General features: G+C 70.6%; 9 protein-coding genes. 1 reads left to right on the forward strand and 8 read right to left on the reverse strand.

What is annotated here, in order from left to right:
- Nucleotides 1-8: 8 nt before the first annotated feature.
- From fxsT to ACZ7L5_RS12875, 8 genes are all read right to left on the reverse strand, one after another.
- A complete protein-coding gene (gene fxsT / locus ACZ7L5_RS12840; RefSeq protein WP_471516622.1) occupies nt 9-4,079 on the reverse strand; it encodes an FxSxx-COOH system tetratricopeptide repeat protein in 4,071 nt (1,356 codons plus the stop codon).
- On the reverse strand, nt 4,066-5,367 hold the full coding sequence (locus ACZ7L5_RS12845; protein WP_471516623.1) for a TIR-like protein FxsC: 1,302 nt from the start codon (nt 5,365-5,367) through the stop codon (nt 4,066-4,068). Before ACZ7L5_RS12845 ends, fxsT begins: the two co-directional genes overlap by 14 nt.
- 51 nt (nt 5,368-5,418) lie before the next feature.
- The gene (locus tag ACZ7L5_RS12850; RefSeq protein WP_471516624.1) at nt 5,419-6,297 is read right to left on the reverse strand and encodes an AAC(3) family N-acetyltransferase; all 879 of its coding nucleotides are present in this window, start codon (nt 6,295-6,297) and stop codon (nt 5,419-5,421) included.
- Nucleotides 6,288-8,420 carry an FxsB family cyclophane-forming radical SAM/SPASM peptide maturase gene (locus tag ACZ7L5_RS12855; protein WP_471516625.1) on the reverse strand — a complete coding sequence of 711 codons (2,133 nt, stop codon included), beginning with the start codon at nt 8,418-8,420 and terminating at the stop codon, nt 6,288-6,290. Before ACZ7L5_RS12855 ends, ACZ7L5_RS12850 begins: the two co-directional genes overlap by 10 nt.
- A 349-nt stretch (nt 8,421-8,769) precedes the next feature.
- Entirely contained in the window at nt 8,770-9,225 is a 456-nt protein-coding gene (locus ACZ7L5_RS12860; protein ID WP_471516626.1) for a MaoC family dehydratase, read from the reverse strand.
- The gene (locus tag ACZ7L5_RS12865; RefSeq protein WP_471516627.1) at nt 9,222-10,736 is read right to left on the reverse strand and encodes an acyl-CoA synthetase; all 1,515 of its coding nucleotides are present in this window, start codon (nt 10,734-10,736) and stop codon (nt 9,222-9,224) included. Before ACZ7L5_RS12865 ends, ACZ7L5_RS12860 begins: the two co-directional genes overlap by 4 nt.
- Before the next feature lie 10 nt (nt 10,737-10,746).
- Nucleotides 10,747-11,622, reverse strand: coding sequence for an amidohydrolase family protein (locus ACZ7L5_RS12870; protein ID WP_471516757.1), 876 nt, complete (start codon nt 11,620-11,622; stop codon nt 10,747-10,749).
- 11 nt (nt 11,623-11,633) lie between these two features.
- Nucleotides 11,634-12,551, reverse strand: a complete 918-nt coding sequence (locus tag ACZ7L5_RS12875; protein ID WP_471516628.1) for an SDR family NAD(P)-dependent oxidoreductase — start codon at nt 12,549-12,551, stop codon at nt 11,634-11,636.
- Between the two features lie 134 nt (nt 12,552-12,685).
- On the opposite strand from ACZ7L5_RS12875, the gene ACZ7L5_RS12880 reads away from it, so the two are divergent.
- A complete protein-coding gene (locus ACZ7L5_RS12880; protein ID WP_471516629.1) occupies nt 12,686-13,225 on the forward strand; it encodes a MarR family winged helix-turn-helix transcriptional regulator in 540 nt (179 codons plus the stop codon).
- Nucleotides 13,226-13,231 lie beyond the last annotated feature (6 nt).

Genomic DNA, 13,231 nt, shown 5'->3' on the forward strand with positions numbered 1-13,231 from the left:
CCTACCGGTCACACGGCCGGCGGCTCCAGGTCCCGGTGGATGCGCTTGCCCTCGCGGACGCTCACCGTGTGCGGATGGTTCTCGCCGAGCAGCCGTACGAACTCGGCGTGGGTGCTCTCCTGGAGCTGGTCGGACTCGGGGATGCGGCCCAGCGCGCGCAGGGTCACGCCCAGGTTGGCGCGCGAGACGATGGTGTCCGGGTGCTCGTGGCCGAGGGTGGGCTGGAAACCGGCGACCGCCATCCGCTCCAGGTCCTCCGCCTGGCGCAGCTCGTTCAGTTCCGCCAGCACATTGGCGAGGTTGACGGCACAGGCGAGCGTGTAGGGGTGACGGTCGCCGAGCGCCTCCTTCAGGGTGTCGAGGTTCTTCTCCAGCAGCGTCCGCGCCCTGTTCGCCTCGCCGGAACCGCGCAGGAAGATCCCGAGGTTGTTGACGGCGGCGAGCGTCGCCGGATGCCGCTCGCCGGGCGCCGTGCGGTACTGCCGCACGATGTCCTGCGCCAGCGCCAGAGCCTCCTCGCGCGCCCCGGTGGCGTACAGGTCGGTCGCGTAGTTCAGGGTGCAGTCCAGCACGTCGGGAGTGGACGCGGGTGTGTCCCGCAGCCGGTAGTGCTCGCGGGTCTGCTGGGTGAGCGCCCGCGCCTCGTCCACCCGGCCGGCCTTGCGCAGCGACACCGCGAGGCTCTTCGCATTGCGCAGGGTCTCCGGGTAGGTCTCGCCGAACAGGCCCTTGTACGACTCGTAGCTGCTGCTCAGCAGGGAGATGGACGGCTCGTACTCGCCGGTCTCGCGCAGGTCGCGGCCCAGGTTGGTGATGCTGATCAGGGTGTGCGGATGCGCGGCACCGAGGTCGTTGCGCCGCAGGTCGTAGATCTCCTGATCGACATCGCGGGCCTTGGTGTAGTGGCCGAGCAGTCTCAGGCACACGGCGCGGTTGTTGTTGGCGCTGAGGGTGCGCGGGTGATCCTCGCCGAAGTTCTCCTTGAAGCCGTTGTAGGCCTCCTTCGCCAGTTCCAGGGCGTCCTCGAACCGGCCGATGCTGCCCAGGTCGGTGGCGAGGCCGCTGGCCGTCATCAGGATGTGCGGATGGCCGGGCGTCAGCAGGGCGCGCTGCCGGGCAAGGGTGTCGGAGCCCAGCTCCTCCGCCTCCACGTACTTGCCGAGCGAGCGCAGCACGTTGGCGATGTGGAACCGCAGGTGCAGCAGCTGGGTCTGGAGTTCCGTCGCGTAACGCCGCTCCTCGGCGAGGGTGCGCGGGGCCCGCGGGTCCCGTAAGCCGGCCGGCTGCGGCGCCGGTGTCCGCCCGGCCGGCTCCCGCTTCTCCAGGTCGGCGATCCTGCCGCGGCTGACCGTCAACTGGCGTTCCCACAGCTGCCGCAGGCCGTGGGCGAAGGACAGCGCGGCGTTCAGGTCGCCGCGCTTCCACAGGTAGCGGACGCGGTCGATGAGCAGCTGCCGGGTCTTCGGCTCGTCGCAGGTGCTGGCCTCGGAGGCCTCCAGGTGCGGCCAGATCGCGGCGAAGATGGGCTGGTTCTTCGGGTCGTCGATCGGCTCCTCGCCCGAGGGGCGGGCACCGGCCAGGATGCGGTGCACGACGTGCTGGGCGTCCTCCTGCTCCCGGGGCGTGAGCTGGGAGCGGATCACCGCCTGCACCAGCCGGTGCACCTGGATCGACTCGGTGGCCCGGTCCACCTTGGCGAGGGCGAACCGGCCTATCTCCCGGATCACCCGGCCGAGGACCATCCTCTCCTGGAGCGACGGGTCCAGCTCGGCCAGGACGCTCGTCATCTCGTCGCCGTAGAGCAGCTCCATCGAGATGGGTTCGGCGGCGAAGAAGGCGCACAGCTGGAGCAGGCGCACCGCCGCCGGGGAACGTTCCTTCAGCCGGTCGATGGAGACGTTCCAGGTGGCGCCGACCGGTTCGGGGTAGTTCGCGGGCTGGCTGAGCGAGAGCACCCGCTCCGCCTGGTGCTCCAGTTCGGTGAGGTAGGTGTCGACGGGCGTGCCGGTCTCGGCCAGCCAGGCGCCGGCCTGGTCGAGGGCGAGGGGCAGGTCGCCCACGGCGGCGGCGACCCGGTCGGCGTCCTCCGTGCTGAGGTCGGCGGCTCGGCGCAGCAGGTGCTCGATGCTCTCCTCGCGCAGGAACGGGTCGATCTCCAGGGCCTCGCCGAACTGCAGCCAGGTCTGGTTGCGGGAGGTGACCAGCACATGGCCGGCACCGCCGGGGAAGTGTTTGCTCACCTCCTGCGGCTCGTCGGCGTTGTCGAACACCAGCAGCCAGCGCAGCGTCGCGGACGACTGGCGCAGATGGTCGCAGACCTCCTGGGCGGCCTGGGCGGCGTCGTCGCCGATCCGCAGCCCCAGCCGGCGGGCGAGTTCCGTGAGGGAGGACACCACGAGCTCGTTCTGCTCGGAGGGGATCCACCACACCAGGTCGTAGTCGGCGGCGAAGCGGTGCACGTACTCCAGCGCGATCTGCGTCTTGCCGACGCCACCCAGCCCGTAGAGGGCGTACGGCGCCGGGGAGCCGCCCGAATTGCTGCTGCCGAGCCCGTCGCGGAGCCTCTCCAGCAGTGCGCTGCGGCCGGTGAAGGAGGAGTTGCGCGGCGAGACGTTCCAGAACTTGGGCACCGTGTCCGGGAATCGGGCGTCCCGCAACGCCGACTCGTCGGTCAGCTCGGCGGGCAGGGGCGGCTTGCCGAGGGCCCGCAGCAGCGCGGAGGCCGCGTTCCGCTCGCTGGTGCGCACCAGGTCGACCGAGGGCCGCTCGCTGAACGTGGGTGCCGGGCGCAGGTCGCCGACCCGGACGGCGACCACCTGCCGGCGGCCCGAGAGATCACCGCCGGCGGCCGCGTCCCACACCTGGCGGGCCCGCGCGGAGCGCTGGAACGCCGGGGAGAGGACGAAGACGGTGCGGTCGGCCGGCTTCTCCGCGCCGTCCCCCTCGCAGCCGACATATCTGCGCGACACCTTGAACCCGGCCCTGGACAGCTGGGTGGCGATCCAGTCGGCCCACATGCGGTCCTCGGACACATAGCTGAGGTGCAGGTCGGCCGGGAGCGCGAGCCGGGGGCGGGCGAACTTCGACGCGACGGCCTCGCGCACCTCCTCGGCCATCCGCGGCAGAGCTATGACGGCCTGATCGCTGATCACGCCGGTGAGCCGCTCGAAGGCGGCCAGCAGGGACGTGGCGTTGCCGGCCTCGTCGCCGAACGTGGCCAGCGTCTCCTCGTAGGCGTAGTAGGGGCGGTAGGGGACCTCCACCGACCCCCAGTAGCCGGTGAGTTCCTCCTCGGCCATGCCGGTGGGGAACCCGTCGAACTTGGCGCGGGCAAAGGCACGCCCGGCGTCCGCTTTCTCCTTCTCGCCCTCGTCGATGCGCATGGGCACGGGCAGGATGCGGATACGGCGACGGCGGTACCGGTCGCGGATGTCGTGGGCGACCGCCGCGGCGCCGTCGATGCTCTGGTCGCTGAGGGTGAAACAGTCGACCAGGGTGTCGGGCAGATGGGCGGTGCAGACGTCGGCGATGTCGGACAGTCCGGTGCGGCTGTCGACGAGGACGTAGTCGTAGTTGTGGCGCATGTCCTCGCGCAGCGCGTCGAAGAAGAGTCCGCCGCCGAGGTCGTCGTAGAAGTGGTCCCAGTCGAAGGTGCTCACGAGCGCCGAGTAGTCGCGGTCCTGCCGCCCCGCGGACACCAGGTCCAGGGTTCCGGGCTCGGGGAAGGGCCAGTCCAGGGAGACGGCGTGGCGCTGGATGCGGGCGTAGTCCAGATGCCAGTCCGGCGGCCGCTCGTCGGTGCCGTCGTCGCCGTCGCCGGTGGCCGCCCAGGCGTACTCCTTGAGCATGTCGATGACGCCGGTGGTGGCGCCGATGGTGGCTGGGTCGAGGAAAGGGTGGAAGAAGCGGTGCAGGCCCGGTGCCTCCAAGTCCCAGTCCACGGCGAGGACGCGTTTGCCGTTGGCGGCCAGGATCCATGCCGTGTTGGCGAGGGCCATGGTCCGGCCGGTGCCGCCCTTGTACGAATAGAACGTGACGATGCGGCCGGCCCGGCCGTCCTGTTCGTCAAGGCTGCTCATCGCGGTCTTCCTCCTCGGCGTTCCGGCGGTGTCCCTGGGGTCGGCTGTCCTGGCTGTCCTTCCCGCACAGCCGGAATCGCTCGGTGCCCTGTCCGGCCGGTGGCCGGGGCTGGGCCCGCTTGCGGTACTCGCCCTCCGCCCACTGCACGACGTCGGGGAGGACCTGGTCGAAGGTCTTGTGGTCCGGCACGCCCCGGACCGCGGGTCTGCACGCCTGCCGGCCCAGCCGGATGCGGCGCGGCAGGGTGGCCTCGGCCTGGGCGGCGAGTTCGTACTCGGCCTCGTCGCTGTCGGGGTCGTTCTCGTTCCACGGCACCACCAGGCCGGTCGGCGGCAGATCACTGCTGTCGAACTCGCCCAGGGCGGTCCGGCGTTCGGGATCGCGCAGCACCCAGCGGTCGAGGAGCACGACCTCCGGCCCTTCGGCGGGGCCCGCGGTGTGGTCGAACTCGCGGACGTCGGGGCGGAATTCGAGGCTCTCGGCGATGTCGGCGGCGATCCGGGCGAGAGGCCGGCCGGACGCCGGGTGGTAGGGGTTCCAGTCGACGGCCGAGGGGCCGTAGTAGTCGGGCGTGCGGCCCTCGGGAAGCCGGTTCAGGGAGGCCGCGGCCACGCTGATGCGCAGGGTGCGCCCGGTGGTCGAGGTCTTCGTGGGGGTGGCCGCGAAGGCGTCGGGTGCCGTGCTCAGCCCGGCGCGGTCGCCGTGCTCGACGACGACGCTGTCGCCCACGTCGACGATCCGCCGGGCCAGATGCAGGACCGCTTTCTCGTAGTCGCTGCGGAAGGCTCTAAGCTTGGCCAGCCCGTAGAGCCCCAACGTGCGGTAACGCTGGCCGAGTTCGGGGTGAATGTACTGCACTTCCCTGACGGATTCGGGGAGCCGGCGATCGGGCACGGGCGACCACAGGGCGGGCACCACCCCGCTGGGATCACCGGGTTGCTCGGCGTCGACGTGGCGCGCGGGGCGGCTGCTGAAGGCAGCCCATTCCCTGCCGCACCACGAACTGATGAAGTATCGCGGCGAGTAGAGCGGTACGAACACCCGGCAGCGGGCCAGCGAGTCGCCGAGTTCGCTGCTCCAGATCTGCCCGGTCCGAATCGACCCGTCCATGAATCCCGGCGCGCCCGGGTGGGCCGTCATGTGCTTGATGTGCTCGCACAGTTCCTGGAAGAGACGGTGGACCCACAGATCCGGGTTGACCGAGCCGGAGCCGTCCTGTGGCATGCGGGCGTAACTGAGAAAGAAATAGGGGGCGGTGGCATCCCCCAGATGTTCCGTCGGCTCCACGCGATCCCCCGATCCCGTCCCCCGTGCCCCCCGCCCGGCGGGGGTGGACACTCAGTGTAGGAACCTCGCAGCGATTTGTGACGGGTCTGTGAAAACGTGGTGGGATCGTTTTCCGGCCAGCCAGACGGTGGCGAAGTCCACCGCCGCGCCGAGCGGGAACAGCCGGGCGTGGGTGGCCCCGACGCGACCGCCGCGCACGACCGGGTCGGGCCGGGCCGCGTCCGCCTTCTCGAAGTCGGCACCCAGCGCACCGAAGTCGCTGTCGTCCAGGTCGACGTCCTCGTATTCGATCCAGCGGGGTCCCCCGTCGCGCCGGACGACGCAGCGATAGGTCCGCCGGGGCGGCTCGGGGACCCGGTACTCGCCGAGGTGGAAGGCGCTGCACACCTCGAAGCCGACGCCCAGCAGCAGCACTTGGGCACCGGCGGCGTACAGCCGGCCCAGCGGTGAGCGTTCGCCCAGGTGACAGTTCTCGTCGTGCACGGCCAGCAGGTCTCCGGCCCGGGCGCCCACGGCGGCGAAGGAGGTCTGCGGATGCGCGCTGCGCACCCGTCCCTCGGCGCACCGCACGGCCTCCGCCAGCCGCCCCATGCCCTCGGAGGGCGTCCCGTCGGGATCAAAGGGTGGCATCCGGCTTCGCAGTGCCCGGATTTGATCGGTCGTCATGTTCCGGGTGCGGTCCCGGTACGCCGGTGAGGTGTCGGAGTTGCCTGCGGTGAAGGTCGGCACGACGAGCGTGCCCTCGGGGCCGAGGGCGGTACGCAGTGCGGCCAGGACGGCGCCCGGTCCGGCCTCGACCCGGCGCAGGGAGGCGTGGACCAGCAGGGCGGCCCCGGGCTCCACGCCCAGTACCGCGAGGTCCTCGGCGATCTGACCGCCGGCGCCGGTGCCGGGTTCAGCGTTGGCGTGGGCGTGGGCGTTCACAGGCACCGCCCGATGCCGTCGACGAACCGCCGGCCGAGCCCGGTCAGCGATGGGGCGGACGTGAGCTCCGCCCACTGCACGTGCGTACGACGTGCCCCCTCGGCGTCCTGGCGCAGGGCGTCGGTCGCGGCGCGGGCGTAGGTGTCGGCGAGCAGCGCGCCGGTGCGGGCGTCCGACTCGTCGTAGAGGTCGCACGCGTCGAGCAGCGCGTCGAGCAGACCGAGCCGGAATCCACGTACCAGGTCCACGGCGACGCGCTCCGGGTCCGGGCCGAGATGGACACCCAGCGCGCTGAACCCTCCGCCGGGCACGAAGTGTTCGGGATCCGGCGGGGCGGCGAGCGGAGTGATCACGCGGACGCCCTCGGCCATGCCGGCGGCGACGGCCGGCACGGCCTTGCGGATCAATGCCCAGGCCTGCGGCAGCACATGACGCCACAGCTCGGTCTCCGCGTCCGTCAGCCGTCCACCGACCGGAGTGCCGTAGCAATCACGATGGGGATCGACGTCGTCCAGGGCTACGTCGAGCCCGTCGGCCCGGACCCGAGGCAGCGGCACCCAGTCCGGACCGGCGAGGCGGCGGCCCGTCAACTCGACCCACTCCGCGCCGAGTTGGGTGCGCACACTGCCGAGCCCGGGAAGATGCGCGAAGCCGTCACGCACCGGCACCTTCACCTGCTCGACCGCCCGTGCGGGCAGCGCCACGGCGGCCACGAGCGAGGCCAGATGGTCGGGCGAGGTGGCCTCGTCGAGGCAGCGCACGGCCCAGGTGCGGGTGTATGGCTGGGACAGGAGCGGCTCCAGCAGAGCGCCGTCGCGCCGCCCCAGTTCGAGCGCGAGCTGCCAGGACCGGGCCCACAGCTCGCCCGCCCGCGGCCCGGCCTCCTGATGCACGGCGGTCAGCAGCCCACGGGTGACGTCCTGCCGAATCCGAGCCAACTCCCGTACGCCGGCGCCCTCGTCGCTGCCGTCGGCCAGGGCGTCGAGGCTTTCGATCGGGCGGGTCGCGCTCGCGCCGGTGCGGGCGTCGATGGAGAGGATCAGCTCTTTCAGGTCCGCGCAAAAAACGGACGGGTTGCCGAATCCGCTGCCGTCGGACCGGTAGCGATGGGCGAACAGCCCGCCGCCGCAGGAGCGCACCACGGGGCAGGCGCGGCACTGGTCACTCAGGTCGTCGAGGCCGTGCTGCCGGGCGGCGATGCCGGGATGGCATGCCACCTCGTCGAGGGTGTGCCGGTAGACGTCCTTGCCGGTGACCGGCGCCCCGTCGTACGCGGTCTTCAGCGAGTCCGCCTGCTCGTAGGTGCCGTCGGTCTCGACCACGACGACGTCGGCGGCCTCCAGGCCCATCGCCTCGGTCAGGCTGGGGCCGCCGCCGAGGGTGCTGACTACCGAGTCGAACAGCCGCACCGGCATCGGACGTCCCTGCTCGCTCCAGCGGTCGTGGATGGCGAGGAGCCAGTCGGCGTACGGGGTGTCGGTGCCGGCGGGGCGCAGGGGAGGTTCGTCCCAGGTGGCGTGCGGCAGGAGGAAGTCGATGCGCGGGGGGCGCAGTGCGGCCAGGGCGTCGTAGACGGCGACGGGGTCGTTGCGCACGTCGATGGTGCACAGGATGCCCGCGTAGAGGTGGCGATAGCGGTCCTGGTCGAGCAGGGCGAGCGCGCGGAGGACCTTGTCGTGGCTGCTGCGGCCGTTGGCGAAGAGCCGGTGGCGGTCGTTTGCGGTTTGGTCGCCGTCGAGGGAGACACCGACCCGGACGCCGTACTCGGCGAAGAGGTCGAGGTGGCGCTCGCCCAGCTGAACCGCGTTGGTGTGGATGCGCAGATCGAGGGCGCAGATGCCGTGCAGTGCGGTGGTCAGCGCCTCACAGACGGCGCGTAAGCGTGCCGGCCCTGCAAGCAGCGGCTCGCCTCCGTGCAGGATGACCTGCACGGAGGCGAGCTGGTGTTTCTTGGCATGCTCCGCCAGCCGAAGGGCGGTCCAGGAGATCGTTTCCTGTGAGATCACCCTGGGTCGCGAACTCCAGCTCTGGTCGGCGTGCTCGTAGATGTAGCAGTGCCGGCAGGCGAGATCGCATCTGCTGTGCACTTTCAGCACGAGCTGCCGCAGCGGGACGGTCGGACCGGTCATGACGGAGTATGCGGTGTCCTCAGATGGACGACTGGAAGGTGACCGTTCCCCCCCTGCGCGTCTGCTCGGACGAGCGAGCGCGACGTACGCCTCGGACGCTCTTCGGGTCGTGCGGAGCGTCGAGACCCGGCGCGGTGGTGTGAGCTTGGGCAGCCGACGGACGAGCCTTGGTGCCGACAGTGGCTCTGGTTGGAACGGTCACGGTATTCCCTGATCAGGAGGGGAAGGTGGGTGAGTGAATGACACTCTGGCAGCACGTTACAGCCGCGGGGTCGCCAGTACCCCGCTGATGACGAAACTATGCACCCGACTGGGGGATATCGGTACCGCTTCGGGGTAACGAAATACCTCAGCTGTAGAACCGGGACAGACTCGTCAGTACCGCCGCCGGCTTGGTCCCGCCCTCGATCTCTATCGTGCCGTCCACGGCGATCTGCACACCGCCCGGTACCTCCTGCACCTCCGCCAGTTTACCGACGAGCCGGATCCGCGACCCGACTTTCACCGGAGACGGGAAACGCACCTTGTTCAGCCCGTAGTTGACCTTCGTCGTCACCCCCTGCACGTCCAACAGCGCGGTGAACAAAGGGATGAAGAGGGAGAGCGTCAGGTATCCGTGCGCGATGGGTGCGCCGAAAGGCCCCTCCGCCGCCCTCTCCGGGTCGACGTGAATCCACTGGTGGTCGCCCGTGGCGTCGGCGAAGGTGTTGATGCGGTCCTGGGTGATCTCGATCCACTCGCTGGTGCCGAGGTCGCTGCCGGCCAGCTTCTTCAGTTCGTCGAGGCCGTTCACGGTGATGGTCATGCGGTTCCTTCGCTCTTGCCGTAACGGGTACGGACACGGGACTTGAGGAGCTTCCCGGAGGCGGTGCGCGGGAGTTCGGCCGCGAGGACCACCGACTTCGGGATCTTGTACTTGGCGAGCCGGCCGGACAGGGAGGCCAGCACCTCGTCGGGGTCGACGGTGGCGCCCTCGCGGGGCACGACGACCGCGCGCGGTACCTCGCCCCACTTGTCGTCCGGCACCCCGATCACCGCGCACTCGACGATGTCGGGGTGGGCGAGGAGCAGGTCCTCGATCTCGGCGGGGTAGATGTTCTCGCCGCCGGAGATGATCATGTCCTTGATGCGGTCGACGATGAAGACGTAGCCGTCCTCGTCGGTGCGCGCCGCGTCCCCGCTGCGGAACCAGCCGTCCGTGAACGAGGCGGCCGTCTCCTCCGGCAACCCCCAGTAACCGGGCATGACATGGGGCCCGCGGACCACGACCTCGCCGGTCTCGCCGACGTCGACGGGGGCGAGGTCCGGCCCTACCACGCGTACGTCGCTGAAGAAGTGCGGCACGCCTGCCGAACCGGCCTTCGTGACCGCGTGTTCGGCGTCCAGGAACAGGGTCCCGGGCGCGGCCTCCGTCATGCCGTAGCCCTGGAGGAAGGCCAGGCCGCGTTCCTGGTACGCGGCGATGAGCGGGGTCGGCACGGGGGAGCCGCCGCAGGTCAGGATGCGCAGGGACGACAGGTCCGCGTCGGGCCAGCGCGGGTGCCTGGCCACCTGGTCGAACATGGTCGGCACGCCGAACATGAAGGTGATGCGGTGCCGTTCGATCAGGTCGAAGGTGGCGTCCGGGTCGAAGGCCTCGACCAGGACGCACGTGCCGCCCTTGAGGAGCACGGGCAGGGTCAGCATGTTCAGGCCCGCCGTGTGGAACAACGGGGCGCAGACCAGGGCGCGTTCGTCGGCGGTCAGGTCGGTGTCGACGAGGACGTTGAGCGCGTTCCAGGTGATGTTGCCGTGGGTGAGCATCGCGCCCTTGGGGCGGCCGGTGGTCCCCGAGGTGTACATGATGATGCAGGTGTCGTCGGGGGTGACGGGCGCGTCGATCGGTTCCTCGGACGCCGACGCGAGTGCCTCCTCGTATTCAGGGCCCAGTTCGACGTAGGTGCGGACGTCGGTGCTGCCCGGGAGTCCAGCGACCAGACCGGTGTGCGACGGGCCGTGGACCAGGGCCTTGGCGCCGGAGTCGGCGAGCTGGTAGGCGATCTCGGGGCCTGCCAGGCGGGTGTTGAGGGGGACGAAGACCGCGCCCAGTGTGCCCGCCGCGAACAGGGTCTCCAGATAGGAGGGGTGGTTCGGGCCGAGGTAGGCGATGCGGTCGCCGCGGCGGATGCCGCGGTCGCGCAGCGCGTGGGCGAGGCGGGTCGTGCGCGTGTGCAGGGTGCGGTAGTCCATGGACGTCCCGCCGTGGATCAGGGCGGTGCGGTGCGGGGTCTTGCGGGCCCGGCGTGCGGGCCATGACCCCAGTCCCTCGTTGCGCATGTCACGCCCCTTACGGTTTCGTCAGCCCGAGCAGCCGGGCGGCGTTCTCCTTGAGGATCCTCGGCTTGACCTCGTCCTTGATCGACAGCTTCTCGAAGTCGGCGAGCCAGCGGTCGGGGGTGAGGACGGGGAAGTCGGAGCCGAAGAGGACCTTGTCCTTCAGCAGTGTGTTGGCGTACTGCACCAGCTGCGGCGGGAAGTACTTCGGCGACCAGCCGGACAGGTCGATGTGCACGCCCGGCTTGTGGGTGGCCACCGCGAGGGCCTCGTCCTGCCAGGGGAAGGACGGGTGGGCGAGGATGATCTTCAGGTGGGGGAAGTCGGCCGCCACGTCGTCCACGTGGAGGGGGTTGGAGTACTTGAGGCGGATGCCGCCCCCGCCGGGGACTCCGGCGCCGATGCCCGTCTGGCCGGTGTGGAAGAGGGCGATCGTGCCGGTCTCCTCGATCACCTCGTAGAGGTCGTACGCCACCGAGCGGTCGTTGGGGAAGAAGCCCTGGATGCTCGGGTGGAACTTGAAGCCCTTCACCCCGTACTCCTCGACCAGGCGGCGGGCCTGCTTGACGCCCGCCTTGCCTCGGAAGGGGTCGATGGACGCGAAGGGTATGAGGACGTCGGCGTTGGCGGCGGCCGCCTCGGCGACCTCCACGTTCGGGATGGGCGGCGTGCCCGTCGCGGACTCGGCGTCGACCGTGAAGATCACGGCGGCCATCTTCCGCTCGCGGTAGTAGGCGGCCGTCTCCTCCAGGGTCGGCTTCCGCTTGCCCTCGACCTTGAAGTAGGCCGAGGAGGCGTCGTGCAGGTCGTCGTCCAGGGAGGAGTGGCCCTTGGAGGAGACCTCCGCGTGGGTGTGGACGTCGATCGCGACCAGCTCGTCGGGATTCATGGAGGTGGCCATCACGCCTCCGGGAACTTGGGCGCCGGAATGCCGACCGACTGGAGTTCGGCGCCGACCGAGCTGGGCCAGACGTCGGCCAGGGTGTCGGGGGTCCAGCCGCCGTCCGCGTACGCCGCGGCGATCTCCTGCGGATGCGACCAGAGTGCCACCTTGTCCCCGCCGATGCCGATGGCCTGGCCGGTGATGCCCCGGGCGGCCTCGGAGGCGAGGAAGGGAACGAGGGCGGCGCAGTCCTCGGGGGTGCCGAAGCCCTCGCCCTTGCGGAGGAAGGCCGGGAACGGCTCGCCGTTCTTCAGCGCCTCGACGTAGGGGGCGAAGGCGGGGATCGTCTCGGTCATGGCCGTGGCGGCCACCGGGACGATGGCGTTGACGGTGACGTTCGCCCGGCCCAGCTCCATCGACCAGGTGCGGGCCATGGCGGCGATGCCGGCCTTGGCGGCGGCGTAGTTCGTCTGCCCGAAGTTGCCGCGCTGCCCGGCCGGGGAGCCGACCAGGATCAGGGTGCCGCCCTCGCCCTGCTCGCGCATGCGGACGGCGGCGGCGCGGGCGCAGGTGAAGGTGCCCTTGAGGTGGGTGGTGACCACCGCGTCGAAGTCCTCGTCGGTCATCTTCCACAGGACCTTGTCGCGCAGGATGCCCGCGTTGGTCACCAGGACGTCGAGCCGCCCGAACTCATCGACGGCACGGTTCACCAGCCGCTGGGCAGCCTCGGTCGTGCCGACCGGGACGACCTCGGCGACGGCGGTGCCGCCGGCCTCGGTGATGGACTTCACGGCGGCCTCGGCCACGGCCTCGTCGACGTCGTTGACGACCACGGAGGCGCCGTGGGCGGCCAGGGCATGGGCGTAGGCGAGGCCGAGGCCCCGACCGCTGCCGGTGACGACGGCGGCCTTGCCGGTGAGATCGATGCTGGGCACGGGCGGGTCCCTTCGGATGGGGGTGAGAGTGGGGTGCGACTTCGAGGTCGAAGGCATGTCGAAGGCGGTGCGAGATCGAAGGTAAGAACAATAGTTGTCGACGTCAATAGTTGTTGGCGACTCATCCTTGCGTCATGCTGGGGGCAGTACGTACGCCCGCCCCCTCACCCGGGGCCTCGACCAGGGAGCCCGCCATCGCCAGCCGGCCGACCACGAACCCCGCACCGATCGACGCCGACGAGCCCTGGATGCGCGGACTGCACGCCGACACGGGCTATCTGCTGTACCGCCTCGGCCTGCGCTCCGGCCAGCTCTTCAACTCCTTCCTCCAGGAGTCGGGCCTGCGCCTGCGCCACTACGCGGTCCTGCGGTTCCTCGCCACCACACCGGGGGCGCTCCAGCGCGAGCTGAGCGCGTCGCTCGGCTACGACCCGAGCGCGATCGTCGGCCTGGTCGACGACCTGGAGAAGCTGGGCTTCGCCGAGCGGCGCCCTTCCCCCGACGACCGCCGCAGCCGGATCATCGTGCTGACCGAAGACGGCCGGGCGTTCCTGCGCGACACCGACGAGGCCGGGCAGCGCGTCACCAACGAGCTGGTCCAGCCTCTCGACCCCGCCGAGCGTGAGCAGCTGCACGCGTTGCTGCAGAGGGTCAGCGAGTCAGGACTGGGGTGACGAATC

It is taken from the genome of Streptomyces sp. NPDC107528 (genome assembly GCF_055639295.1).

Bases quoted from the DNA above. Each gene is read 5' to 3' on its own strand.
- fxsT (WP_471516622.1), bottom strand. From the start codon at position 4,079: ATGAGCAGCCTTGACGAACAGGACGGCCGGGCCGGCCGCATCGTCACG.
- ACZ7L5_RS12855 (WP_471516625.1), bottom strand. From the start codon at position 8,420: ATGACCGGTCCGACCGTCCCGCTGCGGCAGCTCGTGCTGAAAGTGCAC.
- ACZ7L5_RS12860 (WP_471516626.1), bottom strand. From the start codon at position 9,225: ATGACCATCACCGTGAACGGCCTCGACGAACTGAAGAAGCTGGCCGGC.
- ACZ7L5_RS12865 (WP_471516627.1), bottom strand. From the start codon at position 10,736: ATGCGCAACGAGGGACTGGGGTCATGGCCCGCACGCCGGGCCCGCAAG.
- ACZ7L5_RS12870 (WP_471516757.1), bottom strand. From the start codon at position 11,622: ATGAATCCCGACGAGCTGGTCGCGATCGACGTCCACACCCACGCGGAG.
- ACZ7L5_RS12880 (WP_471516629.1), top strand. From the start codon at position 12,686: ATGCTGGGGGCAGTACGTACGCCCGCCCCCTCACCCGGGGCCTCGACC.